Here is an 18,757-nt window from a genome sequence, read left to right as displayed (position 1 = left end):
GGCGCAATCTTAATTTTTGACTTTAGCGACATCAAAATTGTAATTTGCTGTATATAAGAATCCTGACAATTCTGCTAGAGTCAACACACGAAAACAGGACTGTTTTTAAAATTAAAACAAATGGACACTGGTGACAATAATGACAAAAGTCTATTCTTTCGTGGCATTACTTGCCTTTTCAAGTTTTAGCTTTGCTGGGAACACTGCTTTTTTACCTGAAGCAAAAATTAGCGCAGATAGCGCAAAAACCTGGAATGTAGGGGCGGGTATTACCCAAAAATTACTGCATTTGAATGGTGAATGGGTCAATCCTTATGGCATTGCCTATCTAAAAGCGGGGGCTTTTTTAAATGGTGACCATGAAGTCGGTGGGCAAACAGGTTTTCGTTACCCATACCACCTCACAGGTAAAGACAAAAATGGTTATTATATTGGCGCTTACGCAGGACACCTAGAATCTAAATGGGTGGATGGTGAAGAAAAAGCGCGTTTAGGTGCAGGCATTGATCTGGCTTATGTATTACTGGGCCCTGAACGCATCAGTAGCTTTAGTGTTGGCATTGGCGCAGGTGAAAAATTGGAAGATCGACAAGGGCGAGTGATTGCGGAAACTGAGCCTAGACTACAATTTTCCTATACGCTCAGTATGGGTTTGTAGTCAGAATAGTGACTTTTAACTACTTTAGAATCTTGTAATTAGAACTAAATATGGAAAAAATGCATGCTTGAGTACGTCAATCAGTTGTGGCAAACCTTTTTGAATCGTCCAGATTTTTGGGCCGTGCTCAGTATTATTCCTGTGACTGCTTTTGTGACTTGGGCGCACGTGTGGATGGCACTAAAAATGGTGTTCTATCCAATTAGCTTTTGGGGCTTTCACCTTGGGCCTATTCCTGTGGGATGGCAGGGGATTGTACCGCGTAAAGCAGGGCGTATTTCAGGCATCATTACCGATAACACATTGTCAAAATTAGGTTCATTGCGTGAGTTTCTCAATGCTATGGACCCTGAAGATATGGCGCGTATTATTGGTGAGCAAGTGGGTTTTGAACTTGAGCACTTAATTGATGAGGTCATGTTAGACCGCAATGCTGTGCTTTGGGAAAACCTACCGTATTCGATTAAACGCCGTATTTACGCACAGGCGCATAAACAATTGCCAGGTGTGCTGCGTGAATTGGTGACTGAACTGACCTTGAATGTTGAATCCTTGGTGGATATGCGTGAAATGGTGGTCAGCCAAATGGAAGGTGATCGCCGCTTAATGGTGCGTATGTTCCTAAAAGTCGGTCAAAAAGAAATTAACTTTATTTGGCATATCAGTGCATTGATTGGGATGTTCTTTGGTATTTTCCAAATGATTGTTTGGTTTCTTGTACCATGGCACTGGACGGTTCCATTTTGGGCGGCAATTTGGGGCTTCTTGACCAACTGGATTGCGATTTGGATGGTATTTAACCCAGTCGAACCACATTACGTGAAATATCCGCAGTTCTTTAAATTGACTGAAAATCGTCAATTTCCATGGATTAAGCCAGTGATTCCACGCATTGGGACTTATAATATTCAGGGTGCGTTCATGAAACGCCAAGAAGAAGTCTCGGATGTGTTTGCAACGGTAGTCACAGAAGATCTGATTACGTTAAAATCGATTATGACTGAAATGATGTATGGCAGTAAAAAAGACAAAACCCGCCGTATTGTCAAACGCCACATCAACGAAATTATGGAAACACCATTGGTTCGTACCTCTTTACAGTTGTCTTTGGGGCCAAAAGAGTATGCCAAACTCAAGACTGACTTGATTGATCGTTCGATTGAAATTACGATGGTGCCTGTATGCGACCCTGCCTTTAATGCGAGCCGTGCACAGAAAATTTATCAAATGTTCAGAGATCGTATTCGTGAACTGACGCCAAAAGAATTCCAGAATCTCTTGCGTCCTGCCTTTCAGGAAGATGAGTGGATTTTAATTGTCTTGGGTGGTGTAACTGGTTTTATTGCTGGTTTAATACATTTGTTTGTCGCTTTCTTATAAGAGGATGCTGGCTGCGTAAAGGGCGATGGCTCTGATATGCAACGAGTGTCAAATACATTGTTAAAATGAGGATGTTTTTTTATGCGCATTATCTTACTCGGACCACCTGGAGCAGGTAAAGGTACACAAGCTCAGTTGATCTGTAAGCGCTACAATATCCCACAAATTTCAACCGGTGATATGCTCCGTGCTGCAATTCGTGAAGGTACTGAATTAGGTCTACAAGCCAAAAGCGTCATGGACGGTGGCGGTTTGGTATCTGATGAACTAATCATTGGCTTAGTGAAAGAGCGTATTGCGCAGCCAGATTGCGTGAATGGTTGTATTTTTGATGGTTTCCCTCGCACCATTCCACAAGCTGAAGCTTTGGAAAGCGAAGGCATCAATATCGACCACGTGATTGAAATTGATGTTGCAGACGAAGAAATCGTACAGCGTTTGTCTGGTCGTCGTCAGCACCCTGCATCTGGTCGTATTTATCACCTTGTTTACAACCCACCAAAAGTGGAAGGTAAAGATGACGAAACTGGCGAAGATTTGGTTCAACGTCCAGATGACCAAGAAGAAACTATTCGTAAACGTTTAAAAGCGTATCACTCAGAAACTGAGCAATTGGTTGGCTTCTATCAAGGTCGTGCTGCTTCTGGTGAAAATGCACCAAGCTATAACAAATTGAATGGTCTTCGTCCAATTGAAGAAGTTCAAGCAGATTTGTTTGCTATTTTAGACCAAGCAAAATAAGTCTAGGTCTTAGACCAAGTCTGTTTAAAAGAAAATAAAATCGTTTAAACAGGCTGCTTGTTTTGACTTTAAAAGAGTCCTGATTCATATTAGGGCTCTTTTTATTTGTTTCAGTTTGGGAGAGTGCTTTGCAACATGCTGCTGTGATCATCATGTTATTGGCAAGTATTGCCGTTTTAGGCTTTCTTGTTTTTGTGAGCTATAAATTGTTGCGCAATACGCAAGCGCAAGATTCAGCAGAGAAGAAAACTGGCAATCACTATCAACTGCATCCGAAATTGAAGCAACAACAAAGCGAGCAGTCATCTCATACATCAGACCCTGAAGATAAGTAGATTTATTCATGCTGTGATTGTGTATAGATTGCACAGTTATCCACATTGTCTTCGTTGTTTGGCACAGTCTGTTTATTGAAACGCTTAGTTAGAGATTGCTCAAGCTAGATTTCGTGCATTGTAATACTGCGATGTGCCCCAAATTCAAAGCGATCAGGCCAATTACAAACATCAGACACCACACATTCCCCACATTTAGGTTTGCGGGCAATACAACAATAACGGCCATGCAAAATCAGCCAATGATGCGAGTCAATTAAAAATTCTTTAGGAATAACTTTAATCAGACGGTGTTCAACTTCTAAAACATTTTTACCCACAGCCAAACCTGTACGGTTACCTAAGCGGAAAATATGCGTATCTACGGCCATAGTCGGTTGTCCAAAAGCGGTATTTAGTACCACATTGGCTGTTTTACGACCCACGCCGGGCAGAGCTTCTAAATCGGCTCGATTATTCGGCACGATACTGCCATGTTTTTCGATCAGAATTTTACAGGTTTTAATGACATTTTCTGCTTTGGAATTATATAGTCCAATGGTTTTAATATATTCCTTTAGGCCATCTACACCTAAGGCATAAATCGCTTCAGGTGTGTTGGCAACAGGAAACAATTTGTCAGTGGCTTTATTGACACTGACGTCCGTAGCTTGAGCCGATAAAGTCACGGCAATCAATAATTCAAAAGGATTGGAAAAATTAAGCTCAGTGGTTGGGTTAGGGCGCTGCTCACGCAAGCGTTCAAAAAAAGTCTGAATCTGTTTTTTGGTCATGTTTTTTGAAGATTTTTCTTTGACCGTAACCGTTTTTTTTGACGCTTCTTTAACAGGCTTGGCTTTTAAAGTCGTGCTTTTTAAGGACATGTTTATGCTCCTAATTCACGTAATTGTTGTTGTAAATTGGCAAGCATGACACGTTTTTTCTCATCTTCACGCACGCTCAGTTGTTTTTCTAACTTTTTAATTTGTGTGCGTAATTTTGCAAGTTCAATGGTGGTTTGCGCATCGGCTGTGGAAATTTGTTCCGTTTTTTGCACAGGTAATTCAATCACAGGTACAGCCACATTTGCTTGTGCTGTAAATTGAGCAAACAGTTCTGTATCAATTTCTGCACGTACCACAGGGCCTTTGCGGTGTAAACGACGTTGTTCTTCACGTTGAATGTGTGCGTAGTAGCGTTGACGTAAATCATGCTGTTCTGCCACACGTGCGCTTTCAGACAGCAAGGGTTGGGTATCTTCAACTAAATCGATGCAATCGACTGGACAAGGTGGAATGCAGAGTTCACAACCTGTACATAAGTCGGTCAAAATGCTGTGCATAAGTTTGCCTGAACCTAAAATTGCATCTACAGGGCAGGCATTAATACATTTGGTGCAGCCAATGCATTCATCTTCACGTATAAGCGCTTTCATACGTTGTGGGCGTCCATCTGCCTGCACAGGCCAAACACTGGCTTCTGCGGTCAATACAGGCCGTTGTAATAAAGCTGCCAAGGCATCCGCAACAGGTTGTCCACCAGGTACGCATTTATTGGCCGCTTCACCTTCAGCGATCGCTTTGGCATAAGGTAAACAACCATCACGATGCCCGCATAAACCGCATTGGGTTTGTGGAAGCAGTGCATCAATATTTTGGATCAGGGCAATTTGCGAATTCATGGACAAACCAATACCGCCTAAACAGCAGTAGAAAACGGAAGATAAAACGAGGTCAAAATTCTAGGTCGATGATTTTAGCACGATTTCTGCTTTTAGGCTTGTGCGCAAATTCAGTACAATTACTGCTAGCTTTTTGGGCGAAAATGCTCAAAACTATGAATTAATTTGTTACATTAACTTATAGGCTTAACACGCTAAAAAATAAGTTAAATTTATGAAAATACAAATGTTTTAAAGTTTTTTGAAAAAAACTATTGTAGATTGTTAACAAAAGATATTTAATATTTTGCGCCAAAATATATCATTGATTGAAATTTTGACCAATTTTGATCCATTTTCTGCTGAGGATTAAGCGTTGAAATACAACAGCCTTAACGAATTCCTAGATTACGTTAAAACACGTGATGCACATCAACCAGAGTTTCTACAAGCTGTAGAAGAAGTAATGACTAGCCTTTGGCCATTCATTGAAAAGAACCCTCAATATGCAGCACATGGTTTGCTTGAGCGTTTGGTTGAGCCTGAGCGTGCGATTCAATTCCGCGTTTCATGGGTAGATGACCAAGGTCAAACTCATGTAAACCGTGCATTCCGTGTACAGTACAACTCAGCAATTGGTCCATTTAAAGGGGGAATGCGTTTCCACCCTTCAGTGAACTTATCTATTTTAAAATTTTTAGGTTTTGAACAAACCTTTAAAAACGCTTTGACTACATTGCCAATGGGCGGTGGTAAAGGCGGTTCAGACTTTGACCCTAAAGGTAAGTCTGAAGGCGAAATCATGCGTTTCTGCCAAGCGTTGATGATCGAGTTATACCGTCATTTAGGTTCTAACACAGATATCCCTGCGGGTGATATTGGTGTGGGTGGCCGTGAAGTAGGTTACATGGCGGGTATGATGAAGAAGCTCAGCAATGACACTTCATGTGTATTCACAGGTAAAGGTTTGTCTTTCGGTGGTTCTTTGGCGCGTCCAGAAGCAACGGGTTACGGTACTGTGTATTTCGCTGAGGAAATGCTCAAAACACGTGGCGATAGCTTCAAAGATAAAGTCGTTGCAATTTCAGGTTCAGGCAACGTAGCACAATTCGCTGCAGACAAAGCGATGTACTTGGGCGCGAAAGTCGTTTCACTTTCTGACTCAAACGGTACTGTGTACGTAAAAGAAGGTTTCACACCAGAATTACTTTGTGAAGTAATGGAACTTAAAAACGTAAAACGTGGTCGTATTTCTGAATTTGCGTCTAAACACGGTTTTGAATATCTTGAAGGTCAACGTCCTTGGGGGATCAAGTGTGACATCGCATTACCATGTGCAACTCAAAATGAGTTGAATGGTGATGATGCAGCAACTTTACTTGCGAATGGCACAATCTGTGTGGCTGAAGGTGCGAACATGCCTTCAACTTTAGAAGCTGTTGAGAGATTCGTAGAAGCGAAAATCTTATACGCACCAGGTAAAGCATCGAATGCGGGTGGTGTGGCAACTTCTGGTCTTGAAATGTCTCAAAACGCAATCCGTTTAGGTTGGACGTTTGAAGAAGTTGATGAGCGCTTACATGCAATCATGAAAGAAATTCACCGTAACTGCGTGAAATACGGTACTCAAGAAGATGGTACTATTAACTATGTAGACGGTGCGAACATTGCTGGTTTCGTAAAAGTTGCCGATGCAATGCTGTCTCAAGGTGTATTCTAAGCTATTCGCTTAAATAGACTTTCAAAAAACCGATGCAAGATTGCATCGGTTTTTTATGGGACTCAGATTTTCAAATTGCTAAAACTCGCTATAAGTTGTCGTCAAAATCCAAAACATAGCTCATTTAAAATAATACTTTTTCACCTGTTTAGGTTAGGGCTTAATCAAAACGGTAAATGTCCATGCCAAGTGAGCCCATACTAAAACTGCTGTGCACAATACTAAAACGATCTCCCGTACCCATCGCAAAAAATAAAGGGGCAAAATGCTCAAGGGTTGGGTGATTACGCGCAACATAAGGTAAATTCTGCCAGTCGAGCACTGCATCATAATCACTGTGGCCTAAATGCTGTACCACACGGTTGCGGAAGCTAGAGGCCCATTCAGGTACAGTTGCATCAGCCGTGTGCCATGACAATTCACGTAAGTTATGGGTAATACTGCCTGAGCCGATCAGCAAGATTTGTTGCTCACGTAAAGGAGCAAGGCTTTGACCAATCTGATAAATCTGTTCTGCGCTCATATTTATTGGCAGCGAAACCGCAATCACAGGAATATTGGCATCGGGATACATGTGCAACAACGGCATCCACACCCCATGGTCATGCGGTCGGGTGCTGTTGGCATGCGCAGCAAAGCCTGCATCCGCCAGGCGTTGTAAAATATCTTCGGCAAGTTCTGGTAAGCCCGGAGCAGGGTAGCGCAGGGCGTATAATTCTTCAGGAAAGCCACGGAAATCGTGCCATGTTTCAGGGCGAATACCTGTATTGACTTCTAAAGAATTACTTTCCCAGTGTGCAGACATTGCGACTATGGCCTGCGGTGTTGGCAAATTAGAACTTAAACGATGCAGCGCAGGCCCAACCTGTTCAGGATTGAGTGCCAACATGGGTGAACCATGCGAGATAAATAAACCGGGTAATGTCTGTAAGTTCATGCCAAAATCCCTAAAAGCCTGTGCCTTGCTAGCATCTCAAAAAAAGCAGATGAGTGAAATGTACTTTTATTCAACGCTATGTTGCAGCTTTGCAACGTCACTTGAATTGAAGATGTTTCGGTATCTCAAAGATGAATTATGATCGTATTTAACCTGCACGATGATAAGGATGATTGTGGTTAATGCTCATGGCGCGGTATAGCTGTTCAATGAGCATTACACGAACCAGTGGATGTGGTAGGGTCAGTTTAGACAGCGACCAATGCCAAGCTGCGGCTTTACGTACCGCTTCAGAATGACCATCTGGGCCACCAATTGCCAAGACTACATCATTACCCTCTAGCATCCACCCTTTCATCGTATCTGCCAGTTTTTCAGTACTAAATTCTTTGCCACCGACTTCTAACGCAATCAACACTTCATTGGCTTTCATTGCATTTAAAATACTGTCGCCCTCAATTTGACGATATTTCAAAATGTCAGCTTCAGAGTCATTTTTGCCTCGCTTTGCCATAGGGAGTTCAATAATTTGGGTCTGAACAAACGGTTGAATGCGTTTGAAATAGTCTTCAAAACCGGTTAATACCCAAGCTGGCATTTTTTGTCCGATGGTCAGAATTCGAATTTTCATAAGCGAGTGCAAGCGGTCAGTATTAAGAATCTCGCATTATAACCATGATTCAACACAAGCGCTGTGTAACGACACAATTTGCAATTGAATTTGCCAACAGGCTGTTGCTTTAATACTCAGCAATCCTCAGGGCTTTATTTTGGAATGGAATCATCACAATGCGCGCTTTACATGTTCAGCGTTTAAATTTAGGCATGCTTGGCATTGCTATGGTTGGGATGATCTCTCCAGCATTTGCTGGAACGGCACATTCAGAAGCAGAGCCACAGAATTTAACTGTATATCTGCAGCAGGTGATTGGGCAGCAGGGCATTGGCAGTTCCGAGCAGTATCGACACCATAAAAATGTAAACGAACTAAATCGCGTGTCGGCTTGGATTCGTGAACAAATGCGTGTATTTGGCATACCCTGTCAGTTTCAGAATTATACGGTCAATCAACAAACTTACCGCAATGTAGTGTGCAAATTAAACGTAGGTGCGGCTAAAAAAACAATTTTTGGTGCGCATTACGATGTGTATGGACAGCAGCAGGGCGCAAATGATAATGCTTCTGGTGTGGCTGGGGTACTGGAAACAGCCCGAATTTTGGCACAGGAAAAAAACAAACTGAGCCAAAATGTTGAGTTTGTCTTTTATACTTTGGCGGAGCCACCATTTTTTAAAACGGAGTTGATGGGCAGTTTTGTACATGCCAAATCGGTACAGGCTGAAAAAGAAAAGATTCGTGCAGTCTTTGTGCTGGATATGATTGGTTATTATGATAGCAATTTGGTGCAGAATTACCCGATTGGTTTAAAGTGGATTTATCCAAGTCATGGCAACTTTATTGCGGCATTCAGCAATATGCAGTCGCGTGATCTAAGCTTGGCTTATTGCGATGCCATGCTGCGTTTGGATCAGTTGCAATGTGAGCGTGTGGTGGCTCCCAGCTTTGTAAAAGGCATGGATGTTTCAGATCAGTTAAATTATTGGAAATATGATATTCCAGCTATTTTAATTACCGATACAGGCAGCTATCGCAATCCGCAACGACATAGCGCTGCAGACACGGTGAAAACGCTGAATGTGGAAAAAATGGCTGCTGTGGTGAATGGCTTGGTTCAGCAAGTATTACAGCCTTGATCGGATAATCTTCGTGTATAAAAAACGCAGCCCTGAATAGTACTAGGACTGCGGTTAAAAGGTCATCCACCTGGAGATATGGATGACCAGACCATAAAGCAAGCTATAATTTAAGGCTGCTAGATCAATTTAAAATGGGTCTATCCATACAGACCCAACAATAAGAAACATACAGCGCGATGTGTCTTACTTAAATATATGTGGATGCTTTGCCTATTTTTCAAGCAAATGGTGTGAAATAAATTTTAAATGTTTAAAAATTAAGAAAAATTTTTGGTTTTAAACCAATAGCACTAACAACAAAAGAGCACCGCAGTGCTCTTTTGTGAAGTTCTCATGTTCAAGCAGGCCGTTGACTTAGTGACGTGCTGCTTTACCTGCTGCCACAGGCTTCACAATTGGAGCCTTAGTCAAAGGTTTTGGCATACTGGTCAGTGCCAAAGGCAAGATTTCATCAATGCTTTTCACAGCTTTAATTTCCAAGCCTTCTTTGACATTGTCTGGAATTTCAGACAAGTCACGCACGTTTTCCTGAGGAATGAAGACCAACTTGATGCCACCACGGTGTGCTGCAAGCAGTTTTTCTTTCAAGCCACCAATGCGCATTGCACGACCACGCAAGCTAGTTTCACCTGTCATGGCAATGTCAGGGCGAATTGGAATACCTGTGAAGGCAGATACCAATGCTGTAGTCAGCGCCAAACCTGCCGATGGGCCATCTTTTGGTGTTGCACCTTCAGGTAAGTGTACGTGAACATCAGTTTCAGCAAATACAGTCGCTTCAATGCCTAGACTGTCAGCACGGGTACGCACGACGGTCATAGCCGCTTTGATTGACTCTTGCATGACATCACCCAATGAACCTGTGGTAATGAAATTGCCTTTGCCTTTCATGGTAGCGACTTCAATGGTGAGTAATTCACCACCCACTGAAGTCCATGCCAAGCCATTTACACGACCGACTTCTGCTTCTTCTTCCGCCATGCCATAGTCAAACTTGTGTGGACCAAGATAGTCTGGCAAGTTTTGAGAAGTGACATCAATCTCAAGGTTTTTAGCTTTTTTGCTGACCGCTTCTTTAACCACTTTACGGGCAATTTTTGACACTTCACGTTCTAGGCTACGCACACCTGCTTCACGCGTATAGCGTTGCACGATGTCACGAATCGCTTCTTCATGAACAGTCAATTCTTTAGCACGTAAGCCATTATTTTTGATGGCCTTCGGTACAAGATAGCGTTCTGCAATATTCACTTTTTCATCTTCGGTATAACCCGGCAGACGAATAACTTCCATACGATCTAATAACGCTTCAGGAATGTTCATGCTGTTGGCAGTACAAATGAACATCACTTCTGACAAGTCTAAGTCCAGATCTAAGTAGTGATCGTTAAACTTGTTGTTTTGTGATGGGTCAAGTACTTCAAGCAAAGCAGAAGCAGGGTCGCCACGGTAGTCCTGTGCCATTTTGTCAATTTCATCGAGCAAGAACAGTGGGTTTTTTACACCCACTTTGGTCAATGACTGCACAATTTTACCTGGCATCGCACCAATATAAGTACGACGGTGACCACGAATTTCAGCTTCATCACGCACACCGCCCAAAGCCATACGCACAAACTCACGGCCTGTTGCTTTGGCAACCGATTCACCCAGAGAAGTTTTACCTACACCTGGAGGGCCAACCAAGCACAGAATAGGGCCTTTGAGCTTTTTCACGCGAGATTGCACAGCAAGATATTCCACAATACGGTCCTTGACTTCATCTAGACCGTAATGATCGGCATCTAAAATTTCCTGAGCTTTGTTCAGGTTGATGCTGACTTTGCTGGCTTTGTTCCATGGTGTATCTAAAATGACTTCTAGATAGTTACGCACCACTGCCGCTTCGCTAGACGCAGGTTGCATCGCTTTAAGTTTACGGAACTCAGCTTCTGCTTTTTTACGTACATGCTCAGGCAAGTCAGCTTCAGCCAAACGTTTTTCAATCTCAGCGACATCATCTTCTGCACCGCCATTCATATCTGACAGTTCGCGTTGAATGACTTTCATCTTCTCGTTTAAGAAGTATTCACGCTGATTTTTTTCCATCTGGCGTTTCACTGAGTCATGCAACGTTTGCTCAATCTGTTGTTCTTCAGACTGTTGCAAGAGATACGTCATCAATTCAGTTAAGTGCGCTTCAAATTCATCGTGTTCGAGGAATTTTTGCTTCACATCAATATTCAGTGGCACACGTGTGGCAACAAAGAACAATAACTGTAATAAGTCATCAATTTTATTGGCTGCTGCGATCAGCTCACGTGCATTGCGTAATTTTGCTTCTGCATATTGCGCAAATAGGGCACGGAGTTCTTGCAGGCGAGTGGCTTGAGTGTTTTCATCAATCGCCACAGTCATTGAGCTTAAGCTGTGCTCAGCAGTCAAATACGCGTCTTCATCAATAATTTTTTCGAGTTTGGCGCGGTATAAGCCTTCAATCAGCACTTTGATACAGTTTTCATCATTTTCGTGATTCACAACTTGCACAATCTTCGCGACAGTACCGTATTGATATAAATTGTCGTGATCAATTTCTTCTGTAAGCGAATCTTTTTGCGCAACTACAAATACTAGATTGTCACTGTTACGAGCCACATCAACTGCATTGATCGATTTTTCACGACCTACAAATAGCGCAATTTGCATGTGCGGATAAACCACCACATCACGTAGCGCTAAAAGCGGTAATACACTTGGAACCTGAGGCTCTAAGGTTTCTTGATTCATAATAATTTCAGACATGGGCACTCCTAATGAGTGACAACGGTGTTGCCATGTTTTTAATAGTGATGGGTATTTTTTAAAATACAAGGGCAGGTCAACACAAATTGTTTAAAAAGTAGCTAAATATGTGATTTTAAATTGATCTACTCAGTCAAAATGATCAATTCATGAAAATTTATTCGCTGTTTATCTGCGCAGATGAGCAAAAACAACGCCCAGTTGCTCATTTTTTTAACGCTTAAATCGTAAAAAACGCTGTGGTGTAAGCAGAGCATCTAAGGGTTGATCCCAACTTTCACGTGGCAAGTTTGCCTGAATAAACTGAAAATCATGTGCCAGACCTAAACGATAGGGATGGCGAGGTGCTGTAGCCAAAGTGCGGTCATAATAACCACCCCCCATCCCAATGCGTGTGCCATGTATGTCGCAGGCGAGTAATGGCATCAGGACAAGATCTAGGTGGGTGACAGCCATACCACGGCTGCTCATGGGTTCCTGCATACCTAATGGATGGTGTGAAAAGCGTCGATTGCGGTATTGCTGTTGGCTGATGCGTACCCAGCGCAAACGCTGATTCATATTGCAAATGATGGGTAAATACACCTGCTTGCCTTGAGCAAAGCAATATTCAATGATGCTTTGGGTATAAATTTCACCAAAAGCATGTAAATAGAGGCCAATTTTTTGTGCTTGCTGAAATTTTGGGAAGCGTATAAGACTCTGCAAAACGGCCTGTTGGGCTTGCTGCTGTTGTGTGCGTGTCACAGCTCTGCGCTGTTGTCGAAGTTGTTTGCGTAAAGTTTTGAGTTCCGACAACTGCATTCAAACTGATCCTTATGGGTAAAAATTAAAGCGGCGCCTTGAACCAAGACTAAACACTACAAGATTGCCTATTTATTTTTCAGTTCACGTAAAATAGGGCAATTGCTGTCTTGGGTGCTTTTACAATGGTCAATCCAGGTCACTAGACGGTTTTTTAAAGCCTGCAATTCATGAATGCGTTGGTCAATTTTTGCCAAACGCTGTTCAATCACATGCCGCACTTGCTCACGGTCATCTAATTGTAATTGCAATAATTCCTGAATTTCATTCAATTGCAAGCCTGCATCTTTACCTTTTTGAATAAAGTTTAGGGTTTCAATGTCTTGTTCGCTGTAATAACGATAGCTGCCTTGTACTTCAGGAATACGCAATAAACCAATACGTTGATAATAGCGGATGGTTTCCACATTCACATGACAATGTTTGGCAAGTTTTCCAATGGTGAGCATAAAAACCTCATAAAAAGGGTTGACTCCGTACCTAGGTACAGCCTTTATGCTACCACAAATGAATCTGCAGAGTAGGTAAGTAAGATGAGCGAACAACATAAAAAATCTTGCTGCTCAAAACAGCAAACAGCCACTGAGGTATTCAGCATTGACCCCGTGTGTGGCATGCAGGTAAAACCAAACACCCAATTTTTTGTAGATGATGTCGATGCCGAACATCAGCAGCAACGCTATTTATTTTGCAGTGAACATTGTCAGAAAAAATTTATTGCACAGCCTGAAATGTATCGTCAGCAGGGTACAAGTGTGCAAAATCAAACCAGTATGCAAAACACTGACTCGAATACAGCGCAAAGTACTGATGTAACAGCAGCATCTTCAACTTGTTGCGCAGGTAAAGAAAAAACAGCAACTACAGTAATGCCTGTAAGCAAAGGTTGTGGCTGTAGTAATACGCCAGAAACAGATGTGGTAACACAGCCAAGTTATATTGACCCAGTATGTGGCATGACCGTGACAGATTTAAATAAGCCACACACCACGTATGAAGGGCAGATGTATTATTTTTGTGGTGCGAGCTGCTTGACCAAATTTCAGCAGCAGCCTGAGCAATATCTCAGTACAAAAAGTGGCTGCTGTAATACAGAAAAAGCTGCTCCTATCAAAACAAGTACTTGTTTTGGCGGCTCATCTAGCAAGGTGGAACCTGCTTCGACTGCACAAAGTTCAGCTTGCTGTGCACCTAAAAATGTTGAAACTGCACCTAAAATGGGGTGTTGTGGTTCTACACAAGCGGTGAGTGGTGATACCGAAATTGACCCTGTCTGTGGTATGTCGGTAGATGTGAGCACAGACCTAAAAACTGATTATCAAAACCAGACATATTATTTCTGTAACACATCTTGTTTAGATAAATTTACGCATGATCCAGAATTTTATTTAATTCCACCCGATCAGCGTCCTGTGCCTGAAGGTGCGGCAGATATGGACTACACCTGCCCAATGGACCCTGAAATTATTCAAAAAGGGCCGGGTACCTGTCCAATTTGCGGTATGGCTTTAGAGCCAATGCAACCAAGCTTGGACGAAGGCCCGAACCCTGAACTGGTGGATTTTAGTCATCGTTTCTGGATGACTTTACCTCTGACCCTAATAGTCTTTATTTTGGCGATGGGTTCGCATATTCATGCCTTTATTCCACAGCATATTCAACCGTGGATTGAGCTGGTCTTATCTATTCCAGTCGTGCTTTGGGCGGGTAAACCGTTTATTGAACGTTGCTTTAGCTCTTATAAAACCCGCAATTTAAATATGTGGAGTTTGATTGGCGTTGGGGTGTTGGCTGCCTTTATTTACAGTGTGGTGGCTACAGTTTTCCCAAGTGTGATTCCGATGGAAGCTAAAACAGGGCATGGCGTTGCGGTTTACTATGAAGCTGCTTGTATGATTGTGTCTTTAAGTTTGCTCGGGCAAATTTTAGAGTTAAAAGCACGTGCCAAAACTGCAGATTCATTAAAGTCTTTGTTAAAACTTCAAGCCAATACTGCCAAATTGGTACAGGGTGATTTAATCACCGAAGTAGATATTGCCATGGTCAAAAAAGGTGATATTTTGCAAATTGCATCGGGTGAGCAAATTCCATTAGATGGCGTGGTGGTAGAGGGTAAAACCTACGTCGATGAAGCTATGATGACGGGTGAACCTGTACCTGTGAAAAAAGAGCTGAATGATCAGGTTATTGGTGGCACTGTCAATCAGCAGGGAAGTATTCGTATTCAAACCACTGCGGTGGGCAGTAATACCACTTTGGCTAAAATGATTCAGACTGTGGCAGAAGCACAACGCTCTAAAGCACCGTTGCAACGCTTGGCCGATATCTTTGCTAAATACTTTGTGGTGAGTGTGTTAGTAATTAGCTTGCTGACTTTTATTGCATGGATGATTTTTGGCAAGGCACAATTTGATTTAGCACTAATGTGTGCGGTGGCGGTACTGATCATTGCCTGCCCATGTGCTTTAGGTTTGGCTACTCCGATGTCGGTCATGGCAACGACAGGACGTGCAGCACAAAAAGGCGTACTGTTTAAAGATGCCGAAGCAATTGAAGCCTTGAGTAAGGTCACTACCTTGATTATAGATAAAACAGGGACATTGACTGAAGGTAAGCCAAGTTTAAAAGAAATTCAGGTATTGAGCAGTGACTTGACTCAAACGCAGGCAGAACAATGGATTGCCTCGCTGGAGCAATTTTCAACCCATCCGATTGCACAGACTTTAACCCAATTGGTACCACAAACGCAGTTGAGCAAAGTTGAACAGTTTGAAGATGTATCAGGCTTTGGGGTAAAAGGTGAAATTGAAGGACAAACTTATTATGTAGGCAGTCAAAAACTGATTGAACAGTTAGGTCTATCTTTAAGTTCCGAGGTTCAAACCAAAATGGATCAGCAACGCTCTGCGGGAAATGTAATCAGTTTCTTGGTAAGTTCGACACAAGTTCTGGCCTACATTTCCATCCATGACGCATTAAAATACAATGCGCATCAAGTGATTGATCAACTGATTGCAGATGGTATTGAAGTGGTGATGGCAACAGGTGACCACGAGAAAAATGCGCAATTAGTGGCGAATGAATTGGGTATTCAGCATGTACACGGTAACTGCACACCACAGCAAAAACTTGAAATTGTGAAACAGTATCAAGCCCAAGGCAAAATTGTTGCGATGGCGGGAGATGGTATTAATGATGCACCTGCACTGGCACAGGCCAATGTGGGTATTGCCATGGGGAATGGTACCGATATTGCCAAGCAAACTGCACAAGTGACCTTGGTTAAAGGAGATATTCGTGGTGTAGCACATGCAATTCACATGGCCAAACTGGGGGTAAAAAACATGAAACAAAACCTTGCATTTTCCTTTGTTTATAATGGTTTGGGCGTTCCAGTTGCTGCAGGGGTATTCTACCCAATCACGGGTTTATTACTCACCCCAATGTTTGCTGCCGTGGCTATGTCGCTCAGCTCATTGTCAGTTGTAATTAATGCACTGCGCTTGCAAAAGTCAAAATAACTTGGCTCAGTTGCGATCCTTTGGCTCGGTGTAATGATTGATACCTTGTCAAGACCGATCGACCAGACCTGAGCAAGTTGTCGTGAATTTTAAAAAAGCCCTGTCATTGTGATAGGGCTTTTTTATGGCTTGCTGTTGATAGAAAATTGCACAAAGTATGGCTGTTTGTATGAATAGTCGTTGTAGTCGTGAGTAAGGTTTTGAACATTGCTCACTTTCAGCTAAGTGTTTCAGTTTATCTGAAAGTTGGTCTGCTATCGGATAGTTGGGCTGTAGTGGTAGACGCAAAATATTCAATATGCGTATGCTATGCACATTGAATAAGCTGAAGAAATTTAAGCATAAGCTATTCAAATACAACTGAAGTCAACAATAAAAATGACGTAAAAACACACGTGAAAATAAAAACAACAACATGCATTTTGCCGTTCAGGGAGAACACACGCATGAATTATTCAAACAAGATGCTGCAATATCTTTGTAAAACTGTGCTTGCTTTAGGCGCTGCAGTGAGTGCACAAAGTTATGCCGATTCCAGTAATTTGCCACAACCGCCAAATACTCAACAGGTGTTTTTTGTGGGGAATAACTGGGATGGAACTGTAACAGTGATTCGCCCATCGCAAGATTTTGGCAAAATTGGGGTGGTCAACATGATTCCCGATCGGAAACAACGGCTACTGGAAATCCATCTGAACCCTATCAAACTAATTGCCTATACCTACATTCAGCAAACCGCAGGCGAGGGCAATGATCAACTGGTGGATGACATGTACTCCACGCCAGATGGTCAGTCTATTGTGGCATCGCGTCCAAGTTTTGCTGATGTCGTCTCTATCAATATTAAAACAGGAAAAATCAACTGGCGTACCCCTGTAAAAGGTTTTCGTGCCGACCACATGGCTGTTTCGCCAGATGGTCAACGTGTAGCAGTATCGGCATCTTCTGGGAATGTGGTGCATGTTCTAGATATTCATACGGGTAAAGAATTGGGGCGTTTCTCCACGGGAGATAAACCGCATGAAAATATTTACTTTGCAGGTGGAAGCAAAATTTTAAACTCTGCAATTGGCAATGTAGAAACCTCGATGGATGCACAATGGCAAGATTTCACCAAAGGTAAGCGATTAATTACCATTGCCGATGCCAACACTTATAAAGTTCTGAAAAAAATTGATTTTAGACCTGCTTTAGATGCTTTTGGACGTAAAGATTTATCCAACTCTGTGCGCCCTATGGTCTTGAGTAAAGATGAAAGCAAATTGTATGCACAGGTATCGTTCTTCAATGGTTTGGTTGAATATGATTTAAAAACCGATAAGGTGACACGTGTTGCACAGTTACCAGGTAGCAGTACGATTCCGAAAGACCGCAGCAAATGGGTCAATGATTCACGTCATCATGGTTTATCTATCAGCGCTGATGGTGAAAAACTATGTGTAGCAGGCACGATGGATGATTATGCGACCATCGTAGACCGTCAAAGCTTAAAAGCAGGCAAGTTAATTGCTGCGGGTAAACCATATTGGGCAACCCGTAGCCCGGATGGGAAAAGCTGTGTGATTTCAGAAAGTGAAACCGATGTAGTGACCGTGATTGACTTTGCTACAGGTGAAAAAGTGCGTAGCGTGCCTGTAGGTAATCATCCACAACGGGTGCGTTTGGGCTACGCTCCTAGCGATTGGTCAACCCCTTAACTAACCAATCAGGTAGCGTGAAGCATCTTAAAAACTATAATTTTTGCAGATTTTAGTGCATTGAATAAAGTGTGATTATCCAAAAAATCACTGATATGTCGTTGTCGCTAAAAATTGAAGATGCTTTGCGTTTGGAGCAAGCGCATGAAACATCCACGATGGCTCGGCATTGGTTTTTTTATTATTGCAGTCACTGTATTGTTTGTGGTGGTCTATGTGTTTCAACCACCACCAGCACCCGTAACAGAAACAGAAACAGTTCGGTCGAATGTAACGCCTACAGCAATGAGCCCAATACTGACGTTACACGCTGAAAATACAGCACAAACAGCGTTCTTTCCTATACAGACTGAGGGCAAGGAGCAGGAGTCTACTCAGGCAGCTTTAATTCAGCAGCGTGACCAATTGTACTGGAGTTTTGAGCAAATTAGTCTAGGTTTAAGTCAGGGGCAAAAACCTGATTTAAATCAAGTACAGTCCATGCTTTTTCAGCAGGAACAGTTGGTGCAAGCAGGTGTTTTAAAGCTGGAAGATGCTTTGGGCTATAGTCTGTTTTTAAAACAGATTTTGCCTGAAATCGCCAATCAAATTGATTTGCATATTGCACGTTTAAAACAACAGGGAAAGCAGTAAAAAAACACATAACTGAGTTAAAAACGCATCACATAATACGCCACTGTTTGAACTTAAACTGTTCCTTAAAATGTAATCAAACATAGTCAAGGACTAATTCGCACTCTGTTAATGTCTTGTTGCCAAGCGTGTAACTAGAGCCTGAGTCGGTCA

The 18,757-nt window shown here is 42.3% G+C and carries 15 protein-coding genes and 1 pseudogene; 9 read left to right on the top strand and 7 right to left on the bottom strand.

All coding sequences use genetic code 11. The features are described 5' to 3' along the window. Positions 1 to 139 precede the first annotated feature (139 nt). From HHA43_RS04220 to HHA43_RS04205, 4 genes are all read left to right on the top strand, one after another. The gene (locus tag HHA43_RS04220) at positions 140 to 658 is read left to right on the top strand and encodes a hypothetical protein (RefSeq protein ID WP_168541795.1); all 519 of its coding nucleotides are present in this window, start codon (positions 140 to 142) and stop codon (positions 656 to 658) included. 63 nt (positions 659 to 721) lie between these two features. Continuing rightward, positions 722 to 2,038, top strand: a complete 1,317-nt coding sequence (locus HHA43_RS04215) for a hypothetical protein (RefSeq protein ID WP_004970719.1) — start codon at positions 722 to 724, stop codon at positions 2,036 to 2,038. Positions 2,039 to 2,119: 81 nt separating this feature from the next. Continuing rightward, a complete protein-coding gene (gene adk, locus HHA43_RS04210; RefSeq protein WP_004970717.1) occupies positions 2,120 to 2,779 on the top strand; it encodes an adenylate kinase in 660 nt (219 codons plus the stop codon). Between the two features lie 128 nt (positions 2,780 to 2,907). Continuing rightward, complete coding sequence (locus HHA43_RS04205; protein WP_168417824.1) at positions 2,908 to 3,114, top strand: hypothetical protein; 207 nt, start codon at positions 2,908 to 2,910, stop codon at positions 3,112 to 3,114. A gap of 104 nt (positions 3,115 to 3,218) precedes the next feature. On the opposite strand, the gene nth is transcribed toward HHA43_RS04205, so the two are convergent. Both nth and HHA43_RS04195 read right to left on the bottom strand, forming a co-directional pair. After that, positions 3,219 to 3,887, bottom strand: a complete 669-nt coding sequence (gene nth, locus HHA43_RS04200) for an endonuclease III (RefSeq protein ID WP_168541801.1) — start codon at positions 3,885 to 3,887, stop codon at positions 3,219 to 3,221. 92 nt (positions 3,888 to 3,979) lie between these two features. Beyond that, positions 3,980 to 4,795, bottom strand: a pseudogene (locus HHA43_RS04195) (RnfABCDGE type electron transport complex subunit B); the annotation flags it as partial. Between the two features lie 334 nt (positions 4,796 to 5,129). Between HHA43_RS04195 and gdhA the strand changes: the two are divergent. Then, entirely contained in the window at positions 5,130 to 6,473 is a 1,344-nt protein-coding gene (gdhA, locus tag HHA43_RS04190; protein WP_168541792.1) for an NADP-specific glutamate dehydrogenase, read from the top strand. A gap of 160 nt (positions 6,474 to 6,633) precedes the next feature. On the opposite strand, the gene HHA43_RS04185 is transcribed toward gdhA, so the two are convergent. Both HHA43_RS04185 and rlmH read right to left on the bottom strand, forming a co-directional pair. After that, on the bottom strand, positions 6,634 to 7,410 hold the full coding sequence (locus HHA43_RS04185) for a dioxygenase (RefSeq protein ID WP_168541783.1): 777 nt from the start codon (positions 7,408 to 7,410) through the stop codon (positions 6,634 to 6,636). 148 nt (positions 7,411 to 7,558) lie between these two features. After that, positions 7,559 to 8,041, bottom strand: a complete 483-nt coding sequence (gene rlmH, locus HHA43_RS04180) for a 23S rRNA (pseudouridine(1915)-N(3))-methyltransferase RlmH (protein WP_168460612.1) — start codon at positions 8,039 to 8,041, stop codon at positions 7,559 to 7,561. A 158-nt stretch (positions 8,042 to 8,199) separates the two neighbouring features. Here rlmH and HHA43_RS04175 point away from each other — a divergent pair, with 158 nt between their 5' ends. Beyond that, positions 8,200 to 9,165 carry a M28 family peptidase gene (locus HHA43_RS04175; protein WP_168460614.1) on the top strand — a complete coding sequence of 322 codons (966 nt, stop codon included), beginning with the start codon at positions 8,200 to 8,202 and terminating at the stop codon, positions 9,163 to 9,165. 357 nt (positions 9,166 to 9,522) lie between these two features. Here the strand turns inward: HHA43_RS04175 and lon are convergent, their stop codons facing one another. The 3 genes from lon to HHA43_RS04160 form a co-directional block, all read right to left on the bottom strand. Continuing rightward, the gene (lon, locus tag HHA43_RS04170; protein ID WP_168417818.1) at positions 9,523 to 11,949 is read right to left on the bottom strand and encodes an endopeptidase La; all 2,427 of its coding nucleotides are present in this window, start codon (positions 11,947 to 11,949) and stop codon (positions 9,523 to 9,525) included. Between the two features lie 213 nt (positions 11,950 to 12,162). After that, positions 12,163 to 12,753: a 5-formyltetrahydrofolate cyclo-ligase gene (locus HHA43_RS04165; RefSeq protein WP_168417817.1), complete on the bottom strand. Its 591-nt coding sequence runs from the start codon at positions 12,751 to 12,753 to the stop codon at positions 12,163 to 12,165. Positions 12,754 to 12,821: 68 nt separating this feature from the next. After that, positions 12,822 to 13,202 carry a MerR family transcriptional regulator gene (locus HHA43_RS04160; RefSeq protein ID WP_168417816.1) on the bottom strand — a complete coding sequence of 127 codons (381 nt, stop codon included), beginning with the start codon at positions 13,200 to 13,202 and terminating at the stop codon, positions 12,822 to 12,824. A gap of 84 nt (positions 13,203 to 13,286) precedes the next feature. Between HHA43_RS04160 and HHA43_RS04155 the strand changes: the two genes are divergently transcribed. The 3 genes from HHA43_RS04155 (at position 13,287) to HHA43_RS04145 (ending at position 18,604) form a co-directional block, all read left to right on the top strand. Next, complete coding sequence (locus HHA43_RS04155; RefSeq protein ID WP_168460615.1) at positions 13,287 to 16,274, top strand: heavy metal translocating P-type ATPase; 2,988 nt, start codon at positions 13,287 to 13,289, stop codon at positions 16,272 to 16,274. 446 nt (positions 16,275 to 16,720) lie between these two features. Then, positions 16,721 to 17,971 (top strand): YncE family protein, encoded by a 1,251-nt coding sequence (locus HHA43_RS04150; RefSeq protein WP_168417814.1) that lies wholly within the window; start codon positions 16,721 to 16,723, stop codon positions 17,969 to 17,971. Positions 17,972 to 18,115: 144 nt separating this feature from the next. Further along, positions 18,116 to 18,604 carry a hypothetical protein gene (locus tag HHA43_RS04145; protein ID WP_168460617.1) on the top strand — a complete coding sequence of 163 codons (489 nt, stop codon included), beginning with the start codon at positions 18,116 to 18,118 and terminating at the stop codon, positions 18,602 to 18,604. The last annotated feature ends 153 nt before the right edge of the window (positions 18,605 to 18,757 follow it).

The sequence above is a fragment of the Acinetobacter sp. A2 genome (assembly GCF_012371325.1).
In the GTDB taxonomy this organism is placed as follows: domain Bacteria; phylum Pseudomonadota; class Gammaproteobacteria; order Pseudomonadales; family Moraxellaceae; genus Acinetobacter.
This window is presented reverse-complemented; position numbering and strand designations above follow the sequence as displayed.